Genomic DNA, 20,550 nt, shown 5'->3' with positions numbered 1-20,550 from the left:
CTCAGACGACGTCGAACTCGTTGCCCTCCGGATCCGTCATGGCCACCGCGTAATGGTCCATCCCGGGCTCCGAGAGCACGCGCACGACGGAGGCGCCCGCGCGGACCAGCCGCTCCACTTCGGCGTCGACGCGGGCTCTGCGGGTCGCCAGCGGAACCTCCTCCCGCTTGCCGCCCACCTTGATGTCGAGGTGAAAGCGGTTTTTCACCACCTTGCCCTCTGGGACCTGCTGGAACCAGATCCGCGGGCCCGCGCCCTCCGGGTCGACGATGCTGTCGGCACAGTCTCCGTCGCCGAGCTCCTCTTCGGGCACGCCGATGCTCTGCCAGTAGTCTCGCCAGGTGTCGAAGTGGCCCGGCGGCTCCTCCAGCTCGTAACCCAAGCCGTCGGCCCAGAAGCGCGCCAGCCGATCAGGGTCGGCGCAGTCGATCACCAGCTGAAAAAAGACCATGGAGGCATCCTGCCCGAGAAGGCTGACATTTCTTTCTCAGCTGGGCATCTCCAGGACCCTGGCGTGCAGGATCGATCTCTGGTGCAGGGCCGCCCGGAGAGCCCGGTGCAACCCGTCCTCCAGATAGAGCTCGCCCTGCCACTGCACCACGTGCGGGAAGAGGTCGCCGTAGAACGTGGAGTCGGCGGCGAGCAGGGAATGCAGGTCCAGCATGGCCTTCGTGGTGATCAACGAGTCGAGCCGGACCTGCCGTGGGGGGATCTGCGCCCATTCTCTGGGGGTCAGACCATGGTCGGGATAAGGGCGTCCGTCACCGACGAGCTTAAAGATCACCCCAACGATTTTAGGAGAGAATCCGATTACTCGTGTTGTTCGGGGCTGTTATAGAAGATCAGATTGCGCGCATTGGGCTGGGTCGCCGGTCTTGTAACCGCGATTCAGCGCGTTGACGCGTTGCTCCGAGCTGCCGTGCGTGAACGACTCCGGGTCGATCCTGCCCTGGGTGCGCTGCTGGATCCGGTCGTCGCCGACCGCCGCCGCCGCGTCGAGCGCCTCGGCGAACTCCGACGTGGTGAACGGCTTGTCGTAGAAGCCGGTGTCGACCGCGTGCTTGGCCCACACCCCCGCGTAGCAGTCGGCCTGCAGTTCCGTCGCCACCGAGTTGCCTTCGGAGAGCGCGCCCAGCAGGTCCTGGACGTGGTGGCCGTACTCGTGGGCGATCACATACGCCTGCGCAAAGGGCCCGCCTTTGGCGCCGAACTGGCTCTGCAACTGGTTGAAGAAGCTCAGGTCGAGGTAGACGCGCTGGTCGCCGGGGCAATAGAAGGGACCGACCGCTGAGCTGGCCGCGCCGCAGGGGGTACGCAGGCTGCCGGAGTAAAGGACCGTCTTCGAGGGGCGATAGTCGGAAATCTGCGTCTTCCAGTAGTCCTGGATGCTGTTGACCACACCCACGACCCGGCACTTCTCCGACTGGTCGGCGTCCTTGCCGGTCCGGCACTGTTGCGACAGATTCGAGGACGGCTGCCGCTGGGCGGGCTGGCTGTTGTCACCGCCGCCTAGGTTGTTCAGGACGAAGACCAGGACGAGCACGATCAGGCTGACGATCCCGCCCCCGCCGATGACCACGCCGCCCGGGAACCCGCCGCCGCCACCACCGCCGCCACTGCCGCCAACGTCCTCCACCTGTGAGGCATCGAGGTTGGCGTCGTCCCTGAAGTCCATCGCTGAGGTCCCTTCTCGGGTGCTGCTCGGATGACAGCTTCCCGAATGGGGCCCTTAGATGCCACCGGTGAGCCCGTCGCGCCGCCTGCCGCACGAAGACCGCGGAGAGAATGTCCGCTAATGTGCCCATATGACGGGCGGAATGCTGGGAATCGCACTGGTGTCGCTGGGTATGGTCCTCACCCCGGGGCCGAACATGATCTACCTGGTGTCACGCTCCATCACCCAGGGCCGCCGGGCCGGCCTGATCTCCCTCATCGGGGTGGCGCTCGGCTTCACCGTCTATCTGACGGCCACTTGCCTGGGCCTGACGGCGATCTTCGCGTACGTGCCGGCCGCCTACACCGTGCTCAAGCTGGCCGGCGCCGCCTACCTGCTCTGGCTGGCCTGGAACGCCGTCAAGCCCGGCGGCACCTCCGCCTTCGAGCCGCGCGAGCTCGAGATCGAGCCGCCGCGCAAGCTCTTCGCCATGGGCCTGCTCACCTGCCTGCTGAACCCGAAGATCGCGATCCTGTACCTCTCGCTGCTGCCGCAGTTCATCGACCCCGCCATGGGACACGTGCTGCTGCAGAGCCTCGCGCTCGGGTCGGTCCAGATCTTCATCGGAACCCTGGTCAACGCCCTGATCGCCGTGTCGGCGGGCACGCTGGCGGCCTTCCTGGCCCGCCGCCCGCTCTGGCTGCGGATCCAGCGCTACTTCATGGGCACCGTGCTCGCCGGCATCGCCGTCCACCTGGTCGCCGATCGCTCCAAGGCCCTCGTACCGGCATAGGCACGACGCCTCTGATCGGGTCGGGGCGAAATTTCGGGAACCGCGCGGCCTCTCGGCGGTAATTACTCGTGTCATGACAGACACCCGAGAGGCACGAGATGCGACACGAGAGCCGGACGGACGCACCGCCCTGGCCCGCGGCCGTGGAGACGGCCGACGATGCCGCGGTGATCGCCCGATCCCGGCATGAGCCCGAACACTTCACCACGTTGTTCACCCGCCACGCCCCGGCGCTCAAGCGCTATGTCATCAGGCGATTGGGCCCGGATCCGGCCGAGGACATCGTCGCGGAGACGTTCGCGCGGGCCTTCCAGCACCGGGAGACGTACGACCTGACCCGCGACGACGCGCGGCCATGGCTGTACGGCATCGCCACGAACCTCATCGGGCGGCACCGGCGTCACGAGATCAGCCAGTATCGGGCTCTGAGCCGCACAGGGGCGGACTCGGTGACCGAATCGTTCACCGACGAGGTCGACCAGCGGGTGGCCGCGGACGGTGCGCGACGCCGTCTGGCCAGCGCTCTGGCCGGGCTTCCTCGGGGGCACCGTGACGCGTTGCTGCTGGTGACGTGGGCGGAGCTCACGTACGAGCAGGCTGCTCACGCGCTGGGCGTTCCGGTGGGGACGGTGCGTTCGCGGGTCAATCGGGCTCGAAGCAAGCTACGGCGGGTGCTCGGTGGCATCGACCCAACCGACGCGGACGAAGGAATGAACCGTTGAACGAGCTCGAACTCCTCAACAGGCTGCGCGACGAGGTCCCGGCGCGGCCCGACGTGCGGGCGGAGGAACGCCGGCTGCTCGCCGAGATCCGGGGCGGCTCCCCGGTACCGCGAAAGCGGCCGGCGCTCCGCCCGCGCTGGGGCCTGGCCCTGGTCGCGTGTGGTGTGGCCGCCGCCGCGGTGGTCGTGAGCCAACTCGGCGGAGCCGAGCGGCCGGTCAAGGTACGGCCGGCCGACCCGGTCGGCCTGCTGGAGAACGCGGCCCTCGTCGCCGCGCGTACCAAGGCCGTCGAGATCCGCTCCGACCAGTGGTTCTACATCAAAGAGTCCCAGCACATGCCTGGTGGTGGTGGCCTCCCTGGCTTCGAGCACTGGAGCCGGATGGACGGGCAGAAGGAGGCCGTACGGACGAGGGGCAAGCTGAGGCTCGGGAACGGAGAGAAGGGGCCGACGAACCCGGGCAAGACCGCACAGGAAGTGGCGGCTCTGCCGACCGATCCCGACCAGCTGCTCGCGCACTTCCGCGGGCTCAAGGAGGAGCGGACTCCCCTGTCCATCTGCCAGCCCAACTGTCCGGAAGGCACGCTCCCGGACGTCAACGCCTTCGGGGCGATCGGGTGGTATCTGAAGTTCGGGCCCGTGATCCCGCCGGAGAAGGCGGCGGCGATGTACCGGGCCCTGGCGAAGATCCCGAACGTCACCGTCCAGGAGAACGTCTCGGACGGTGACGGTCGCCAGGGCATCGGCGTCGTCCTGGATCTGGGCGCGGCAGGCAAAGGCACGTACATCCTCGACCCGGAGGACTATCACTACATGGGGATAAAGGTCGAGCAGGACGGCGAGACCGCCTCCATGTCCGTACTGGGCTCCGGGATCGTCGACCAGCCCGGCCAGACGCCCTGATCAGGTGAGCGCGACGCGGACGGCCGAGGGGTCGACTCCGGACAGGGGGATGGCGAAGACGGCCGTCCGCTCGCGCGCCCCGTACACCACGAAGCGCAGGCCGTCCTCGTCCCACACGTCCTGGACGTCCGAGGTGAGCTGCGCGGACGCCGAGCAGTAGGCGGGGCTGAGGTAGAGCAGGTGCAGCGAGACCTCCAGCGGGATCTCCTCCGGCGAACGTACGGCGAGCGGCCGGCGGAGCTGGACGAGCAGTTGGCGCAGCGGGCGCAGCCAGTAGCGGTCCAGCTCAGCCGACAGGCCGAGCAGGGCGATGATCTCCGCCAGGCCCAGCGTCATGAGCGGGGGATCCAGCGGGTACGGCCGCGCCCAGATCGCCGCGACGCCCGCGACGCACAGGAGCCCCGCGCGGGCGAAGGCGCGCCAGTTCACGGGATGGGAGTGCGCGCCCAGGCAGCCGCAGGACGCGGTGGGCGCGGTCGCGTACGAATAGGTGAGATAGGCGAGGAATCCTGTGGAGAGCACGGCGGCGGCCGCGCCCTCCTCAGGGGAGACCGGAGGCAGCAGCAGTGCGGCCGCCACCGCGAGCTCCACCACGCCGACGAGCCGGAGCGTGGGGACCGCGCGCGCCGAGCCGACCAGCCGGGCCAGTGCGGTCCGCCCGGCTTCCGCCCGCATTCGACGGCTGAACAGTTTCATCAGGGCCGCCCAGACGAGGAAGAGGGCGATCACGTACGGCTGAAGCGCGGCGATCCCGTGCATCTGTCGCTCCTAGTGAGGGGAGAAGACGGTGGCGATGTCGACCTCGTTCGTGTCCGGCCGCCACGCGCCCAGGATCTGTACGTGCTGGCTCACCCGCAGCATCGAGAGGTCCGAGGACGCCGGTGACTCGGAATGGATGGCGACCGACTTGCCGGGTACGACGTGGCAGAGGACCTCTTGGCCGTTGTGGTCGAGGTGGAGCTTGTCGCTGGTGATGTTCTTGATGTGGCCTTTGATGTTGACGATGTTGAGCCACACCGCCTCGGCGGCGAGCACTCCGTCGGGCATCCGCACGCCCCGGGCGTACAGGCCGTCACCCGGCTTGGCCTGGTCGAAGGGGACCGGCCCCAGCTTCCAGAGGCTCGTGCCGTCCACGACCCTGATGTTGTGGAACACCATGTTCGAGCCCAGGACGAGGAGCGTGTTGTCCTTGATGGAGCGGATCCGGCCCTCGGCGAAGTTGGGGTCGGGGGCGCCGGGCTCGACCTCCTGCACCTTGGCCGAGGCGAACGCCGCCTCAGGGCCGAGCGAACCCAGCGCGGTCGCGGCGACCACGCTGGCACCGCCACCGAGCAGGGCGGACTTGAGCATTTGCCGTCTGCTGGTCATCGTCAGCTCCCTAGGGCGTCGAGATCTCGCACGGTCGCAGGCCGGTGGAGAGGCTGGCGATCTTGCTGTAGGCGGCCGGGGTGAGGTCGATGATGCGGTCGCCGGCGCAGGTCGCGCCGCAACAGCTCTTCTCACCGCAGAACAGGTCCGTCTGCGGACCGCAGTCGGCGATGGCGGTGACGACGCTGGAACCGCTGCACAGTCCCGTGATCTTGTGCTGGAACCCGCAGGTCCGCCGGGAGAGGTTGAAGCCGCAGGTGTCGGGGTGGGTGATCGCCCAGCAGGCGTCGGAGGTGTTGGGCCAGGCGTGCTGGAGGCTTCCCGAGTTGCAGGTGCCACAGGCTCCCTTGCCGGTGGTGCTGCATGGTCCCCAGGCTGTGCCGCAGCAGAACCAGGAGACCTCTCCTCGGACGGCGGCGAGTAAGTCGATGGGTGGGGGGTCAGTGGGCTGGCTGCGCGCCATGCGCGTCCTCCTTGGGGTTGGCTCCGGACGGTCCCCCGATGAGGTCGTGAAACTTTCCAACTTGATCCATCAAAACATGTAAGAATTTTTCGTCAATGCCCAAATGCCTCCACCGGTACGGCGGGCAGGCATCGGCGAGCAGCCGAGGCGGGCTGTTTGCCCCTGCTACCGCCTCAGTCGCTCCAGGGCGAACGAGCGGATCTCTTCGGTCTCCGTGTCGGCGGCGCGCTCCAGAAGCGTCGAGTCCTCGCCGCCCCTTCCGGACAGGCGGGCCGCCGCCGCTGCCGCGAACAGGCGCGTGGTCAGGTCGTCGGCTTCGAGCCGCTCGATGATCTCGCGGGGGGCCGCCTGCTCGGATTCCTGGCTGATCAGCCATTCCGTCAGAGTTCTGATGTGGCCCGGCGGTAGATGTGGCACTCCTGCCGCCAGTTGATCGACCGTCGCGACGGCCAGGAAACGGAGTACTTTCCAGCGCACGGCAGGTTCAGGGTCCTGGCTCAGGTTCAGGGTTCGCGCGATCACCGGTCCGTCGGTGGCGTTCGTCACCACGACCTCGACGGCGAAGAATCTTACATAGAGGAGTGGGTGGCCGAGGAGTGCCGGAATTTCCGTCATCATGGGGGCGGCGCGCTCGCCCAGCTCCGAGAGCAGCCAGGCTCCCGTCCTCACGGACGCGTTGTCGTCGCTGTGTAGGAGTCTGCCGAGGTTCTCGACGGGATAGCCCGCGTACAGCTCGTCCAGCAGGTCATTGGCCGCGGGGCCGACGACGGCGTCGTTGCCGGGGTGCGTACGAATGCGTTCTATCAGGTCGTCCCCTGGCTGCCTGTCCATGGATCTCTCACCAATCATTCAGATCGTCTTTGAGCTTTTCCAGGGCTTCCCGTTCTCGGCGCATTCTTTCCTGGTGACCGGCGTCGGAGAAGCCGAGCCAGGCTTCTTCTTCCTCTCTTGCCTTGACGCTGTCCTCCAGGTCTTTTTCACCCTCCGCTTCTCGCTTTCCGTCATCCCGGCTGTGCTGTCGGGCACGTTGCCGTGAAATTTGCCGGTGCTGTCCTTCTTGCCCCAACTTATATTCGTGCGTAAGGCGGTCCGTTCTCGTACGGGCTCAACCGGCCGCCCGGCCCGGCCAGCGCGGGGCTGCCGAGGCCGCCTCGTGGGCTGACCGCCCTTCCGCCGAGTTCCTCGATGCAGCCCGCCGCCGTTGCGCTGCCAGTTCTCCGCCAGCGCCGTCGCTGATCGTCCTTCGTAGCCGTCGGTCGCCCGCCCCATGGTGGAGTCGGCGTTCTCGGACAGTGTGGTCAGGTTCGGGACGGTGTCGCCCACGGCTCTCGCGTCCGTCACCACCTTGTCGGGATCGACGTCGAGGACGTTGACGCCGATCAACTGGGCCAGTTCCTCGATGAGGGGCGGCGTGACCTATGCCGTGATCCCTGTCGCCGGGATGACGCTCGCGGCGTCGGCGTTTCTCATCGTGGCGGCCGTGTCCCCCAAGCCGCTTCCCGTGGTGTCGAGCACGGCGCCATGGGCGGACAGCGTGCGCACCCCGGCCTGGACGCATTCCGCGAACGCGCAGTGACTGTCAGCCTGGCGGACATTTCGAGGAACTTGTAAATGCTCGCTCCCGCCAGGCCACGGCTGGAAGGCTTTCCGCACCAGACGTGATTGTGGGGGCCGCGTGCGACCGTCGTCCATGCAGGAAGACCGTGAATACCTGGACCACCTGCTGCCGCGGGCGGAGGACGCTATCCGCGGTCTACGTGACGCTCATGCCCGGCTCGGGCGGATCACCGGTGCGGGTGAGGGGGCCGAAGGGCTGGTCCGTGCGGTGGCCGATGGCAGGAAGAGTACGGGACCTCGTTCTCGCGCCGCGTAGCAAGCGACTGGACGCCGAGGCTCTCGCCCGGGAAGTCGGCGAGGCGATCCTGAGCGCTCAGCGGGACGCCGAACGCCAGGCCCAGGCGATCATGGACGAGGTCGACGCGAAGCTCGCGGCACTGCCCAAGGCGCTCGACGCGGAGTTCGTGCAGGAACGGATCGAGCAGGTGTCCCGGGAGATCGACGCCGCGATCGACGTCGCGATGTGAAATCCGGCGGGGGCGCCGGTGCGCCACCCCGCCGGATGCCTTCGCTCAGCCGCAGACGGACGAGGTCCAGACGCTGTAGCGGGTGACGATGCCCCAGGTCGAGACCTCACCGTCGCAGAATTCTGTCTTGGCTCCAACCACGTTGTTGTGAGTGGCGTCGGAGTAGTACGCGGTGTTGCACATGTAGCCTGCCGGGCACCTGAAACCCTGCGTGCCGGCTTGCGCGGTGGCCGGTACGACAGCGAGCGCGGCGGCGGCCAGGACTGTGGCGGCCAGTGCGCGACGGATCATGAACGGTCCTTTCTGAGCACGAAGACGACGTGGAGCTTCAGCAGATCGGTGGGGAAGAACTGCCCGGGTTCCGCTCAGCAGGGGCTCCAGTAGAGGTCCACATAGATGCTGCGCGTGCCCCAGACGTACAACGTGCCGTCGCAGGCTTCGTCCCTCAGGCCGATCTCGGTGGTGTGGGCGGAGTCGGAGTAGTACGTGGTGATGCAGTGGTAGTTGATCGGGCAGGCTTGGGCCTGCGCGGGGGCGGTGGGGAGGGCGACGAGGGCAGTGGCGGCCACGGCTGTGGCGACCAGTGCGCGACGGATCATGACTCGTCCTTCCTGAGCACGAAACGGTGTGGGACTCCCCTCCTGGCAGGAGGCGACCCAACCCATGATCAAAATGATCTGTCCCGTCCGCATGAAACGCAATACTTACTAACATGTATGACGATCTGTAGAAAGACTGGTGCATTCGCGGAACGCGTTATGGCGTGTTGTTATTATCGGATCATTGATGATGCGTATCGGCGTGCTCGCCTGGCGTTATGTCCGCTGTTCGGGCCAGCCGTACCTGCGCTGTCCCGATAATTCGGACGCACCTCAAGCCGGTTTTTGATCTACGGATCGGGTAAGGTCGCCAGCCGGTCATCGCGTGCAGAAAATTTTCCGGAGATATACGGCAGGGATACAGGGGTTGCATAGATATTCATGCCGAAATTCGCGGCGGAATGCGGGGCGGAAATCTCGCTCGTTGAGCTGTGCGCGGCCGGACCAAGGCTCGGCACCTGTGTCAGGCTCTGGCCCGCGGCCGGGGTCGCGCGGATCAGGCGGGGAGGTCTGGCGGCCCTGCGCGAGGCTCGGCGTGCCCAGACGGGCGTCAATTGAGGTCCGAACGCCAGAAGGGGTGTGCCGTGATCACGGCACACCCCTTCTGGACTGGCGGAGGATAGGAGATTTGAACTCCTGAAGGGTTGCCCCTTACACGCTTTCCAAGCGTGCGCCCTCGGCCACTAGGCGAATCCTCCGCCAAGTAGCTTACCGGACTCCGGTACGTGCCGAGACCACGATTTACGTGTGGCGAGGCCTCGGTTCAGCTGCAGCGAGCACTGCCGGATGTGGCTAGACTGTCCAAGGACCCCTCGCGCGGCGTCATCCTGTGAACCTCCCCAGGGCCGGAAGGCAGCAAGGATAAGCGGGCTCTGGCGGGTGTGCGGGGGGTCTCTTCGTTGGGAGCCCCCTCGCAGGCGGGATGGTCGCATGAGCCTTGCGCTTTATCGCAGGTACCGACCTGGGACCTTCGCTGAGGTCAAGGGTCAGGAGCACGTCACAGATCCGCTCCGGCAGGCACTGCGTACGGGCCGTATCAACCACGCATACCTCTTCAGCGGGCCGCGCGGCTGCGGCAAGACCTCCAGCGCCCGCATCCTGGCGCGTTCGCTCAACTGCGAGAAGGGGCCCACCCCTGATCCGTGCGGTGTCTGCGAGTCGTGTGTCGCGCTCGCCCCCACCGGGCCGGGCCACCTCGACGTCATCGAGATCGACGCCGCCTCCCACGGTGGTGTGGACGACGCGCGTGACCTGCGCGAACGAGCCTTCTTCGCGCCCGTCTCCGCGCGCTACAAGATCTACATCATCGACGAGGCGCACATGGTGACCCGAGAGGGTTTCAACGCGCTGCTCAAGCTCGTCGAGGAGCCTCCGCCGCACCTGAAGTTCATTTTCGCGACTACCGAGCCGGAAAAGGTCATCGGCACCATCAAGTCGCGTACCCACCACTATCCATTCCGGCTGATGCCGCCCGCGACGCTGCGTGCGCTGCTCGAAGAGATTCTCCTCGCGGAGGACGTGCCGTTCGAGCCGACCGCCCTGCCGCTCGTCGTACGCGCCGGCGCCGGATCCGCGCGTGACTCGCTGTCCATCCTCGATCAGCTGCTCGCGGGGGCCGAGGAAGACGGCATCACCTACGCCAAGGCCGTCTCGCTGCTCGGCTACACCGACGGTGACCTGCTCGACGAGGTCGTCGGCGCGTTCGCCACCCGTGACGGGGCGCAGGTCTTCCACACCGTCAACCGGGTGATCGAGGGTGGCCACGATCCCCGGCGGTTCGCCGCCGACCTGCTCGAACGCTTCCGCGACCTGGTGATCCTGGCGAACGTCCCCGAGGCGGTCACGAGCGGCCTGCTCGACCGCCCGGCCGACGAGCTGGATCGCCTCGTCCAGCAGGCGGCCTCGATGGGGCCGGCCGAGCTCACGCGGGCCGCCGAGATCTTCAACACCGGCCTCACCGAGATGCGCGGCGCGACCTCGCCGCGGCTCCTGCTCGAGTTGATGTGCGCTCGCGTCCTGCTGCCCGGTGCTTCGCAGGGCGAGGACGCCCTGCTCGCCCGCCTCGAACGCCTCGAACGTGGCGGCGCCGTCGCCCAGATGGCCGCCCGGGCCGCGGGCACGGTCCGCACGGCGGCGGACTCCGGTCCGCCGTCCATGCCGCAACCGGGGGCTGCGTCCGCGCAGGGTGGCGCTTCTCACGTGGCCGGGGGCTCCTACGCGGCCGGCGCCGCGCAGGTTGGTGGTGCCGGGCATCCTGGTAGTGGCGGTCCGCAGGCGGGCAACGCCGCGTACGCCGGTGATGCCGCACACGCGGGGAGTGCCGCGTACGCCGGCGGTGCCTCGCAGGCGGGGAGTGTTGCGCCTGCCGGTGGGCCGCAGGCTGGGGCAGGCGTGCAGGCCGACGGTCCGGGAGCGGGTGGTTCGGCCGGGAGTGCTTCCACGAGCGCGGGTTCCCAGGCGGGCAGTGCCGACGACTGGCCGGAGCCGGCACGTCCCGGTCGGCCCGCGCAGTCAGCCGACGGGGCTCAGGGTGCGGCGTCGCATGGCGTTGGGTCGCAGGCGCCGTCGTCGCAAGCCGTCGCGTCTCAGGGGCAGCCGGCTCCAGGGCAATCGTCCTACGGTCAGGGGTCCCAGGCTCAAGGCTCGTCGGCTCAGAGCGGCGGGGCCGCGGCGGGTGGTGCTGGGGCGGTTCAGCAGCAGTGGCCCGCCGTGCTGGCCGCGCTCAAGCAGCGCAGCATCGTCGTCTGGGCCAACGTGAGCACCAACGCCCAGGTGGTCGGCATCGAGGGCAACCTGGTCACGCTCGGCTTCGGCCAGGTCGGCGCGATGAAGAACTTCACCGGTGGCGGCAAGGACGCCGTGGTGGCCAGCGCGCTGGGCGACGTGTTCGGCGGCACCTGGCGGGTCGAGGCGGTCGTGGGCGGTTCCCCGGTCCCTCAGGGCTTCGGCGGCCCGCGGCCGGGCTCTCCCTCAGGTCCTCAGCCGGGCTCGCACTCAGGTCCCCAGTCCGGTCCCCAGTCCGGTCCCCAGTCCGGTCCCCAGTCCGGTCCCCAGTCCGGCCCCCAGCCGGGTTCTCACTCGGGTCCTCAGCCGGGCTCACACCCAGGCCAGCAGGATTCGTCGGGCGCTTCCCGGTACAACCAGCCAGGCTCCGGTGCGGCCCCGCAGACCACCGCCCAGGGTGGGCAGCCTTCGTCGGGGCACGGCCGTACTCGTTCGCATGGCTCGTCGGACGACGATTCCGGCTCCCAGGAGGCGAGCCAACCCCCCGGACCCGCCGACCAGGCGGCCCAGGGCGGTGGCCGCCAGACGACGGACGAGTCCTGGCCGGACGCCCCTGACGACCCGAGCCCCGGCTCTCCGCCCACCCCGGACCCCACTCAAGCGACTTCCGGGGCCCGCCCTCAGGGACGCGCCGGCTCGGGCGCTCCCGGAGGAACCCCTCCGGCCGGGGGTGGCTCGCCCGGGGCCGGTCTGGCTGCCGCACGGTCGGCCGCGATGGCAGCCGCCCAAGCGGGACCCAGAGCCCCCGCGCCCCGTCAGGGAGGCTCCGCTGCCTGGCCGGACGCGGTCCCGGAACGCCGGAAAGGCCCGGAGGCCGACGAGGTCGACCCGCTGAACGACGCCGACGCGGACGTGAACGAGCTGTCCGGCATGGCACTCCTCCAGAGCCAGCTCGGCGCCCAGGTGATCGGCGAAATCTGACCACACCTGATAGGCGGCACCGATTCAAGGGGCGCCTTCCGCGCTGGCCGGGCGAAGAGCTGACGGGCGAACGTCTTCCCATGCTGGGCTGTGCGAGGGCCTGAGGGCAGGAGCGTCCCCGCGCCGCGCCGGGCCGGGTGAAGAGCTGGTGGGCGAGGGTCTTCCCGCGCGGGGCCGTACGAGGAGCTGACGGCAGGAGCGTCCCTGGCCGTGCGAGAAGCTGACAAGGGAGCGTCCCGTACTTGGTCGTGCGAGGAGTCGATCTGGGAGGCGGGTGGGCAGGGTCAGGCGCGGAGGCGGGCGCGGGCGGCGGCGGCGCGGTGGTCGGTGGCGGGGAGGGCGGTGGCGAGGCGTTGCAGGACTTCGAAGTCTTCTCGGCCTTCGGACGTCTGCGCGTACGCCCACAGGTCGTCGGGTGAGCCGCGCAGTAGCAGGCAGGTACGTACCTGGACCTCGAGTTCGTCACGTTCGCGGCGGATCTCGGGGGATTCTGAGCGGGGCAGCAGGGGGCCGGTGTAGGCGCGTGACAGTGACGTGGGGTCCGAGCTGGCCAGGAGGTGTCTGAGCTCCAGGAAGTCGGCTTCGATGGGCGCGGTCAGGCGGTACGGGCGGGCGCCGATCGTGTCGCCGAGTTCGGCGCGGAGGCGGTGGATCTCGACTCGGATCGTCCCCGGGTTGCCGTCGTCGCCGTAGAGGTGGAAAGAGAGTTGTTCGGCGGTGAGGCCGCTGGGGTGGAGTGCCAGGAGGGCGAGGATCTCCGTGTGCCGGAGGGAGAGGGGCAGGTGGCGCTCGCCCACCAGGGCCGTCGGTGAGTCTTCGCCGAGGAAGCCGTGGAGACGGAGGCGGGTGGGGGCGGGGGTGGATGGCGGGGGCGCGGTGCGCAGGAGGTAGCCGTCGGAGAAGGGTTCAAGGAGGACGAACCGGCCGTCTCGGAGGATCATGCGCTCGCCGGGGGCGGGTAGCGGGACTCGTTCGCCGAGTGTGCCCAGGGGGTCTCCGGAGATGACGCGGCCCGTCGGTGAGAGCAGGATGCCGGGGCGGCCGCCCAGCGCCTCGTAGCGGCGGCGCAGGCGCTCGTCGCGTTCGTGCATGCGCAGGGCGAGTTGGGTCTCGGCGAGCTTGGCGGTGGCGCAGACCAGCGCGACCGCGGCCGGGTGGGGAGAGCGCGCCGGATCGGTGATGTCGACGCAGCCGAGTACCTGGTCGGTGTCGGGGTCGATGATCGGGGCGGCGCTGCATGACTGGACGTGCAGCATGCGCATGAGTTGTTCGTCCGGGTAGACCCGCACCGGTGGGCGGGTGGCCGGTGCGGTGGCCATACTCCCGGTGCTCCCAGTGGTGCCGGTGGTGCCGGTCTGGTCGGGGGCGTGGGTCGCGTCTGGCTTGCCGTCACGTCCCAGGACCCTGCCGTTGGTGTCGGTCACGACCACGATATGGGCGGATTCATCGGCTATGTGGGCGAGTAAGGGGAGCAGGGGCTGCAACGGGTGTGACTCGGGTGTTTCGTGGTTGTCGGAGATCTCGCGAGGGGGGGCGCTCCCCGCGTCCGGGGACCGCTGCCAGGAGGCAGGGGGTAGTTCGCGCGCTTCCTCGGGCGCGGCCTTCCGCGTAACCGCTGCTTCGTGCGTCCCGCGAGACCGGCGGGAGTACGCGTCTGGATGGGTGCGACGCATCAGACACTCCAAGTAGTCAATCACTTACGGTGAGCATCCGCTTCGAGGTTGGCGGGCGCAACCGGTTCGGTGGGATTGCAAAGGGGGATTGCAAAGGGTGATTGAATCAACGCAACGTGTGTGCAACGTTGTCGCGGCTAGCGTGCGGCAACGCGTCGGCGTGGTGCGGCCGCTCCGGCCGGCGTGTTGGCCGGGTCTCGGACACTGGAGGGGGGCCGGGATCCGGCCAAGGCGAAACACGGGCATCCCTCCAGTACATGACGAGGCCCAAACACCGTAGGCTCGTGGCAGTCAAGAACGCGGAGCCACGAGGAGCGCACGACGGTGAACCCAGGGGATGTCAACCTGCAGCAGCTGCTGGAGCAGGCACAGCTCATGCAGCAGCAGCTTGTGAGCGCCCAGCAGGAGCTCAACGACGCGCAGATCGAGGGCTCGGCCGGCGGCGGCATGGTCACGGCCGTTGTCAACGGCTCGGGAGAGCTGCTCGAACTGAAGATCGACCCAAGCGTGATCGACGCCGATGACCCGCAGGACACGGCCGACACGATCGCCGATCTGGTGATCGCCGCGGTCCGTGACGCGGTGCGCGCGGCGGCCGACCTGCAGCAGGAGAAACTGGGCCCGCTGGCCCAGGGACTCGGCGGCGGCGGTCTCGGACAGTTGCCAGGGTTCTAGGCCATGTACGAGGGGGTCGTCCAGAACCTGATCGACGAGCTCGGCATGCTGCCCGGCGTCGGTCCCAAGAGCGCGCAGCGGATCGCGTTCCACCTGCTGGCGGCCGACCCGGCCGATGTGAAGCGGCTGGCCCACGCGCTGCTTGAGGTCAAGGAGAAGGTCAGGTTCTGCCGGGTGTGCGGCAACGTGGCCGCCGAGGAGGAGTGCCGCATCTGCCGCGACTCGCGCCGGGACACTCATGTGATCTGCGTGGTCGAGGAGTCGAAGGACGTCGTCGCGATCGAGAAGACGCGCGAGTTCCGCGGGACCTATCACGTGCTCGGCGGCGCGATCAGCCCGATCGACGGCATCGGCCCCGACGATCTGCGCATCCGTGAGCTCATGACGCGCCTGGCCGACGGCCGGGTCACGGAGCTCATCCTCGCCACGGACCCCAATCTCGAGGGGGAGGCGACGGCTACCTACCTTGCCCGTCTGGTCAAGCCGATGGGTCTGAAAGTGACACGACTGGCCAGCGGTCTGCCTGTGGGCGGTGACCTCGAGTACGCCGACGAGGTGACCTTGGGCCGCGCATTCGAAGGACGGAGGCTGCTGGATGTCTGACCAGTGGAGCGCGCTGGCGGAGGAGATAGCCGGCCACGCGCAGAACTATGTGGATGGCCTGACCAGGGTCGCCAGCGGCGAGGGCGGTGACGCCATCTGGTCGCTGTTGCTGGTCGAAGTGGCGCAGGTGAGCCTGGCGGGCGCCAAGCTCGGCGCCAACGAGGATGTGATCCTCTCGGGCAACTACGAACCGCCGCTGAGCGCGGATCCCGACATCGACGGCGTGCGTACCGCGTTGTCGGAGTTGCTGGAGGCGGTCGACGACTATGCCGAGGTGTTCGACCCTTACAAGGATACGGGTGTCACGCCGTACCGGCTCTCCGATGACCTGACGGCGGTCGCGGCCGACCTCATTCACGGTCTGCGCCACTTCCAGGCGGGGCGGCCGCATGAGGCGTTGTGGTGGTGGCAATACTCCTACTTCAACACTTGGGGCAACCACGCGGGCGCGGCCATGCGCGCACTTCAGGCGCTGGCGGCCCACTCGCGGCTCGACGTGGCGGAGGAAACCACGACGGTGTGATCATCCACATAGTGGTATGAACCATTCGGCCCATGAGAGGCCCCCAGTAGACTGGCAGCTCACAGTCCGAACCGGGAGACTCTCGTGGCGCTCGTTGTGCAAAAGTACGGTGGTTCATCCGTCGCCGACGCGTCCTGCATCAAGCGGGTCGCGCAGCGGATCGTGGCGACGAAAAAAGCCGGCAACGACGTTGTTGTGATCGTTTCCGCGATGGGCGACACGACGGACGAACTGCTCGACCTGGCGGAGCAGGTGTCGCCGCTGCCTCCGGGCCGCGAGCTCGACATGCTGCTGACCTCCGGCGAGCGCATCTCGATGGCTCTGCTGGCGATGGCGATCGCCAACCTGGGGCACGAGGCCCGCTCGTTCACCGGCTCGCAGGCGGGTGTGATCACCGACTCCACGCACGGCAAGGCGCGCATCATCGACGTGACGCCGAGCCGCATCCGTGAGGCGCTGGACCGGGGGCACATCGCGATCGTGGCCGGGTTCCAGGGCGTCTCGCAGGACACCAAGGACATCACCACACTGGGCCGCGGCGGGTCCGACACGACCGCCGTGGCGCTGGCCGCCGCGCTGGCCGCGGATGTCTGCGAGATCTACACCGACGTCGACGGCATCTTCACCGCCGACCCCCGCATCGTGCGCGCGGCACAGCAGATCCCCAAGATCTCCTATGACGAGATGATGGAGATGGCCGCCTGCGGTGCGAAGATCCTGCATCTGCGCTGCGTCGAGTACGCTCGGCGCTTCCATGTGCCGATCCACGTACGCAGTTCGTTCAGCACCAAAGAAGGCACCTGGGTCGTTTCCGATCCTTACACCGAAGGAACCGAGATGGAGCAGCCGATCATCTCCGGCGTCGCGCACGACCGGAGCGAGGCCAAGATCACCGTTGTCGGGGTGCCCGACAAGGTCGGCGAGGCTGCCGCGATCTTCAAAACTCTGGCGGACGCCGGGATCAACATTGACATGATCGTGCAGAACGTCTCGGCCGCGGCCACGGGTCGCACCGACATCTCCTTCACGCTGCCCACGACCGACAGCTCGACGGCGCTGACGGCGTTGAAGAGGATCCAGGGCGACATCGCCTACGAGTCGCTGCTCTTCGACGACCAGATCGGGAAGGTGTCGCTGATCGGGGCGGGCATGCGCTCGCACCCGGGCGTCACGGCGACGTTCTTCGCGGCCCTCGCCGACGCGGGGGTCAACATCGAGATGATCTCCACCTCGGAGATCCGCATCTCGGTGATCGTCGAGCAGGACGGTGTCGACACGGCCGTGGCGGCCGCCCACCGAGCCTTCGATCTCGACGCGGACCAGGTCTCAGCAGTGGTGTACGGAGGTTCAGGACGATGAGCAGGCCCAATCTGGCGTTGATCGGCGCGACCGGGGCCGTCGGCACCGTCATGCGCGACCTGGTCACCAACCGCGCCGACATCTGGGGCGAAGTACGCCTCGTCGCCTCTCCGCGCTCGGCGGGCAAGCTGCTCAAGGTGCGCGGCGAGGATGTCGTCGTGCAGGCGCTGGCGCCTGAGGTGTTCGACGGCATCGACATCGCCATCTTCGACGTGCCCGACGAGGTGTCGGCCGTGTGGGTGCCGATCGCGGCCGAGCGTGGCGCCATCGCGATCGACAAGTCGGGCACGTTCCGGATGGAGCCCGACGTCCCGCTGGTCGTGCCGGAGGTCAACCCGCTCGACGCCCGCCTGCGGCCGCGCAACATCATCTCGACGCCCAACTGCACCACGCTGTCGATGATGGCGGCCATGGGCGCGCTGCACGCCGAATACACGCTCACGGAGCTCGTCGTCGCCTCCTACCAGGCCGTCTCCGGCGCGGGCGTGGCGGGTTCGGCGCGGCTGTACGACGAGGTCGAGGCGCTCGCCGGTGACCGGTCGATCGGCCAGGTCGCGGGTGACGTGCGCAAGGTGCTGGCCAACAGGCTGCCCGAGGAGTCGCCGTTCCCTGCGCCGATCGCGTTCAACGTGGTGCCGTGGGCGGGCTCGTACAAGGAGGGTGGCTGGGCGTCCGAGGAGCTCAAGCTGCGCAACGAGTCGCGCAAGATCCTCGGCATCCCCGACCTGAAGGTCTCGGCGACCTGCGTCCGGGTGCCGGTGATCACCACGCATTCGCTGGCGGTGCACGCGCGGTTCGAGCGTGAGATCACGGTGGCGGACGCGCACCGGGTGCTGGAGGCGGCGCCGACGGTGGTGCTGATGGACGACCCGGCCAACGGGGTGTACCCGACGCCGGTGGATGTCGTGGGCACCGACCCGACGTACGTCGGGCGGGTCCGGCAGGCGGTGGACTTCCCGAACACGCTGGATCTGTTCGTCTGCGGCGACAACCTGCGCAAGGGGGCGGCCCTGAACGCCGCCGAGATCGCCGAGCTGGTGGCTTCCGAGCTGTAGCCGAGCTGTAGCTGTCCAGAGCTCTGTATGCGGCGCGTCGCACGTTCCCGTGCGACGCGTCGCTGCTTTTCCCGCTACGGGCGGGTTTGTGCGGGCTCTGTTCTTGAGAACCAGTCTTTTTTACGGCAGGCACGGTGGGCCGCCATCCGCCGACGTGGGCGGACGTCTGTCCAGGGAGACGCTTACCAGGTGGGCGGACGCGCCGCCGTTACGCCGCGGACGCCGGCCGGTGTCGTGGCCGGTTCGTTGGCCACCTGGTAAGCGGCTGAGGCCGTCGGCCCTGTCACCGGAACAGGATGTCCCAGTGGTCTATCTCGTCGGCGAAGACCGTGCCCGAGGGCGAGCGGTAGAGGGCGGCGCCGTCGCCGCGGGTGCCAGATTTTTCGTTCTTTTTGGTGATGTATCGGTCGATGCATGAGTTGTGCGTGATGTCGAGCTTGTAGCCCTTGCTGTGGCTGTAGCGGCCCGGGGCGTGGCCCGTTTCCGTACCGCCGGTGACCATGATGGGGCAGCCGCTCTGGCGCTTGAGCTCGATCATCCGTGTGATGGTCGAGGTGCGGACCTCTTCCAGGGAGGTGCAGTGGAACAGGTTCCGGTTCGTGCAGTGGCCCGAGGACTTCGTCCGCAGGCCCTCGTCCCGGAGCCAGTCGGCGGCGAGCGCGTGAGACAGGTGCACGGTCGCGGCCCTCGGCTTGACGCGGGTGAGGTCCACCCCGGCGGTCTTCTGGGCGGTCCGCAGAGGCTTGCCGACGGTGCCGAGCTTCCGCGTGGTGGCCGTGACCGGCTTTCGCTGGGTGGCCGTGTCGGTCTTTCGAGGGGTAGTCGTATCGGTCTTTCGCGTGGTTTTTCCGGGTTTTCGCATGGTTTCTGGGTCGAGTTTTAGCCTGGCGGCGATGCCGGCGTAGCGCACGGAGGGCTTCGCCGCGGCTGTGAGCGGCTCGGCCGGTGCGTCGGGTCGCTGGGCGACGAGTGCGAGGCTCTGTGACTCCGTCGGCGGGTTCGTCATGTCCCGGTGGCGAACGGCCGCCTCCGGGCCGCGTACGAGCGTCTCCGGCGTGCTCACAGCCGTCTCCGGTGCATTCACGACCGTCTCCGGCGCGTTCACGGCCGTCTTCGGGCCGTCCTTGTCCGTGACGGGGCCGAACGCGATCGGCACCGGGTCGCTCACGGTCGGCTCCGACTCGCGGCCGGCCGTCGCCCGGCCGACCGTCGCCCGGCCGGGCGCGGACCTGTCAGGGTCGCGTCCGATGGGCTTCTGGCCGTGGGCGGAGAGGCCCCCGTCGTTCCGGGCGGGATTCGGGCCGAAATCGGCCGGATCCCCCGAAGGGTGCCAGCGGCGCGCCTCGATCGTCCCCCCGATGTGGTAGGACCGAGTGATCGGTGATGGTGTCTGCCGCTGCCCCCGGTCGGGAGCTTGCGATGCGGCGGAAGCGGCCGACGCCAGCGCGATTATGGAGATCTCAATGTTGAGGAATACGACCGCTAGTAGCCGTACTGTTCCACGTATCCACATGTCGATGCCTTTTCGCGGAATAGCCCTTCCGCCAGAAACATCAATCCCATGGTTCGCACGAGCTAACCCCTGTCGCACCGGCATTTTTGCCGTGAGGTGGGGATCACCGTGATCCTTCCTGACCTAACGCACTACTACCACGTAAAGTGACGAACGTGTCCGAAGCCCGAAACCGAGGATCGGAGAGCACCCGGGAAGTCATCGTCGAGACGGCTTTGCGGCTGTTCCGGGAGCGCGGCTTCGATGCGACGACGATGCGGGCCATCGCGGCCGAGGCCGGTGTATCCGTCGGTAACGCCTACTACTACTTCGAGAGCAAGGAGGCGTTGATACAGGCGTACTACGACCGCGCCCAGGCCGAGCACGAGGCGGCCTGCCGTGACCTGCTGGCCACGGAGTCGTCGTTCGCCGCCAGGCTGAGTGGGGTGTTGCGGGAGTGGGTGCGGGTCTCGGAGCCGTATCACGAGTTCGCGGTGAAGTTCTTCAAGCACGCCGCCGAGCCCACGAACCCGCTGAGCCCGTTCAGCGCCCAGTCCTCGCCGGCCCGTGAGGCGGGGATCGCGATCTACCGGCAGGTGGTCGAGGGGGCGCGTGACCGCATGAACTCCGAGCTGCGCGAAGAGCTGCCGGAGCTGCTGTGGCTGCTGTCGATGGGCATGGTGCTGTTCTGGGTGCACGACACCTCTCCCGGCTGTGTCCGTACCCATCGCCTGATCGACGTGACGGTGCCGCTGGTGGACCGGCTCGTCGGCCTGTCGCACCTGCCGGGGCTGCGGGGGATCACGAAGGACTTCATCGCGGCGGTCCACGAGCTGCGCGCCTGACGGGGGCGCAGTCCGGAACGGCAGGGCAGAGACGA

At 68.3% G+C, this 20,550-nt stretch carries 24 protein-coding genes, 1 tRNA gene and 1 other RNA gene; 13 read left to right on the top strand and 13 right to left on the bottom strand.

Annotation, left to right across the window (positions count from 1 at the left end; all coding sequences use genetic code 11):
• Position 1: 1 nt before the first annotated feature.
• From AB0B91_RS51670 to AB0B91_RS51660, 3 genes are read right to left on the bottom strand one after another with little or no spacing between them, the layout of a single operon-like run.
• The gene (locus tag AB0B91_RS51670) at positions 2-451 is read right to left on the bottom strand and encodes a VOC family protein (RefSeq protein WP_358337969.1); all 450 of its coding nucleotides are present in this window, start codon (positions 449-451) and stop codon (positions 2-4) included.
• A 36-nt stretch (positions 452-487) separates the two neighbouring features.
• A complete protein-coding gene (locus AB0B91_RS51665; protein WP_219535026.1) occupies positions 488-784 on the bottom strand; it encodes a type II toxin-antitoxin system VapB family antitoxin in 297 nt (98 codons plus the stop codon).
• A 48-nt stretch (positions 785-832) separates the two neighbouring features.
• Entirely contained in the window at positions 833-1,675 is an 843-nt protein-coding gene (locus AB0B91_RS51660; RefSeq protein WP_358337965.1) for a neutral zinc metallopeptidase, read from the bottom strand.
• A gap of 142 nt (positions 1,676-1,817) precedes the next feature.
• Here AB0B91_RS51660 and AB0B91_RS51655 point away from each other — a divergent pair, with 142 nt between their 5' ends.
• The 3 genes from AB0B91_RS51655 (at position 1,818) to AB0B91_RS51645 (ending at position 4,071) form a co-directional block, all read left to right on the top strand.
• Entirely contained in the window at positions 1,818-2,447 is a 630-nt protein-coding gene (locus AB0B91_RS51655; RefSeq protein WP_358337962.1) for a LysE family translocator, read from the top strand.
• Positions 2,448-2,545: 98 nt separating this feature from the next.
• A complete protein-coding gene (locus AB0B91_RS51650) occupies positions 2,546-3,169 on the top strand; it encodes an RNA polymerase sigma factor (RefSeq protein ID WP_358337959.1) in 624 nt (207 codons plus the stop codon).
• Entirely contained in the window at positions 3,166-4,071 is a 906-nt protein-coding gene (locus AB0B91_RS51645) for a CU044_5270 family protein (RefSeq protein ID WP_358337956.1), read from the top strand. Before AB0B91_RS51650 ends, AB0B91_RS51645 begins: the two co-directional genes overlap by 4 nt.
• Here AB0B91_RS51645 and AB0B91_RS51640 read toward each other — a convergent pair whose 3' ends face one another.
• The 5 genes from AB0B91_RS51640 to AB0B91_RS51620 all read right to left on the bottom strand — a co-directional run bounded on the left by AB0B91_RS51640 (position 4,072) and on the right by AB0B91_RS51620 (position 7,285).
• Entirely contained in the window at positions 4,072-4,830 is a 759-nt protein-coding gene (locus AB0B91_RS51640; protein ID WP_358337953.1) for a MauE/DoxX family redox-associated membrane protein, read from the bottom strand.
• Positions 4,831-4,839: 9 nt separating this feature from the next.
• Positions 4,840-5,439: a cell wall protein gene (locus tag AB0B91_RS51635; protein WP_358337950.1), complete on the bottom strand. Its 600-nt coding sequence runs from the start codon at positions 5,437-5,439 to the stop codon at positions 4,840-4,842.
• A gap of 10 nt (positions 5,440-5,449) precedes the next feature.
• Complete coding sequence (locus AB0B91_RS51630) at positions 5,450-5,902, bottom strand: hypothetical protein (protein WP_358337947.1); 453 nt, start codon at positions 5,900-5,902, stop codon at positions 5,450-5,452.
• A 165-nt stretch (positions 5,903-6,067) separates the two neighbouring features.
• Positions 6,068-6,733 (bottom strand): hypothetical protein, encoded by a 666-nt coding sequence (locus tag AB0B91_RS51625; RefSeq protein ID WP_358337944.1) that lies wholly within the window; start codon positions 6,731-6,733, stop codon positions 6,068-6,070.
• 18 nt (positions 6,734-6,751) lie between these two features.
• Positions 6,752-7,285, bottom strand: coding sequence for a hypothetical protein (locus tag AB0B91_RS51620; RefSeq protein WP_358337941.1), 534 nt, complete (start codon positions 7,283-7,285; stop codon positions 6,752-6,754).
• Positions 7,286-7,313: 28 nt separating this feature from the next.
• Between AB0B91_RS51620 and AB0B91_RS51615 the strand changes: the two genes are divergently transcribed.
• A complete protein-coding gene (locus tag AB0B91_RS51615) occupies positions 7,314-7,478 on the top strand; it encodes a hypothetical protein (RefSeq protein ID WP_358337938.1) in 165 nt (54 codons plus the stop codon).
• A 256-nt stretch (positions 7,479-7,734) separates the two neighbouring features.
• Positions 7,735-7,986, top strand: a complete 252-nt coding sequence (locus tag AB0B91_RS51610; protein WP_358337935.1) for a hypothetical protein — start codon at positions 7,735-7,737, stop codon at positions 7,984-7,986.
• Positions 7,987-8,031: 45 nt separating this feature from the next.
• Here AB0B91_RS51610 and AB0B91_RS51605 read toward each other — a convergent pair whose 3' ends face one another.
• The 3 genes from AB0B91_RS51605 to AB0B91_RS51595 form a co-directional block, all read right to left on the bottom strand.
• A complete protein-coding gene (locus AB0B91_RS51605; RefSeq protein WP_358337932.1) occupies positions 8,032-8,277 on the bottom strand; it encodes a DUF6289 family protein in 246 nt (81 codons plus the stop codon).
• Between the two features lie 74 nt (positions 8,278-8,351).
• Positions 8,352-8,585, bottom strand: a complete 234-nt coding sequence (locus AB0B91_RS51600; protein ID WP_358337929.1) for a DUF6289 family protein — start codon at positions 8,583-8,585, stop codon at positions 8,352-8,354.
• 610 nt (positions 8,586-9,195) lie between these two features.
• Positions 9,196-9,283: transfer RNA gene (locus tag AB0B91_RS51595), tRNA-Ser, on the bottom strand.
• Positions 9,284-9,388: 105 nt separating this feature from the next.
• On the opposite strand from AB0B91_RS51595, the gene ffs reads away from it, so the two are divergent.
• Together ffs and AB0B91_RS51585 are read left to right on the top strand one after the other, a co-directional pair.
• An RNA gene (ffs, locus tag AB0B91_RS51590) (signal recognition particle sRNA small type) lies at positions 9,389-9,484 on the top strand.
• A 31-nt stretch (positions 9,485-9,515) separates the two neighbouring features.
• Positions 9,516-12,290: a DNA polymerase III subunit gamma and tau gene (locus tag AB0B91_RS51585; protein ID WP_358337926.1), complete on the top strand. Its 2,775-nt coding sequence runs from the start codon at positions 9,516-9,518 to the stop codon at positions 12,288-12,290.
• 284 nt (positions 12,291-12,574) lie between these two features.
• On the opposite strand, the gene AB0B91_RS51580 is transcribed toward AB0B91_RS51585, so the two are convergent.
• Positions 12,575-13,714 (bottom strand): GAF domain-containing protein, encoded by a 1,140-nt coding sequence (locus AB0B91_RS51580; protein WP_358337923.1) that lies wholly within the window; start codon positions 13,712-13,714, stop codon positions 12,575-12,577.
• A 573-nt stretch (positions 13,715-14,287) separates the two neighbouring features.
• Here AB0B91_RS51580 and AB0B91_RS51575 point away from each other — a divergent pair.
• The 5 genes from AB0B91_RS51575 to AB0B91_RS51555 all read left to right on the top strand — a co-directional run bounded on the left by AB0B91_RS51575 (position 14,288) and on the right by AB0B91_RS51555 (position 18,178).
• Entirely contained in the window at positions 14,288-14,638 is a 351-nt protein-coding gene (locus AB0B91_RS51575; protein WP_214635096.1) for a YbaB/EbfC family nucleoid-associated protein, read from the top strand.
• A 3-nt stretch (positions 14,639-14,641) separates the two neighbouring features.
• A complete protein-coding gene (gene recR, locus AB0B91_RS51570) occupies positions 14,642-15,241 on the top strand; it encodes a recombination mediator RecR (RefSeq protein ID WP_358337920.1) in 600 nt (199 codons plus the stop codon).
• Positions 15,234-15,764: a DUF5063 domain-containing protein gene (locus tag AB0B91_RS51565; RefSeq protein WP_219535007.1), complete on the top strand. Its 531-nt coding sequence runs from the start codon at positions 15,234-15,236 to the stop codon at positions 15,762-15,764. The genes recR and AB0B91_RS51565 overlap by 8 nt, the downstream gene beginning before the upstream one ends.
• Positions 15,765-15,848: 84 nt before the next feature.
• The gene (locus AB0B91_RS51560) at positions 15,849-17,123 is read left to right on the top strand and encodes an aspartate kinase (RefSeq protein ID WP_358337917.1); all 1,275 of its coding nucleotides are present in this window, start codon (positions 15,849-15,851) and stop codon (positions 17,121-17,123) included.
• Complete coding sequence (locus AB0B91_RS51555) at positions 17,120-18,178, top strand: aspartate-semialdehyde dehydrogenase (RefSeq protein ID WP_358337914.1); 1,059 nt, start codon at positions 17,120-17,122, stop codon at positions 18,176-18,178. The genes AB0B91_RS51560 and AB0B91_RS51555 overlap by 4 nt, the downstream gene beginning before the upstream one ends.
• 283 nt (positions 18,179-18,461) lie before the next feature.
• On the opposite strand, the gene AB0B91_RS51550 is transcribed toward AB0B91_RS51555, so the two are convergent.
• The gene (locus AB0B91_RS51550; RefSeq protein ID WP_358337911.1) at positions 18,462-19,346 is read right to left on the bottom strand and encodes a hypothetical protein; all 885 of its coding nucleotides are present in this window, start codon (positions 19,344-19,346) and stop codon (positions 18,462-18,464) included.
• Between the two features lie 500 nt (positions 19,347-19,846).
• On the opposite strand from AB0B91_RS51550, the gene AB0B91_RS51545 reads away from it, so the two are divergent.
• Positions 19,847-20,515, top strand: coding sequence for a TetR family transcriptional regulator (locus AB0B91_RS51545; protein WP_358337908.1), 669 nt, complete (start codon positions 19,847-19,849; stop codon positions 20,513-20,515).
• Positions 20,516-20,550: the final 35 nt, after the last annotated feature.

It is taken from the genome of Nonomuraea sp. NPDC049141 (assembly GCF_040648415.1).
Classification (GTDB): Bacteria; Actinomycetota; Actinomycetes; order Streptosporangiales; family Streptosporangiaceae; genus Nonomuraea.
Note: the sequence above shows the minus strand (reverse complement) of the source record. Positions and strands in the feature narration are given on the sequence as shown.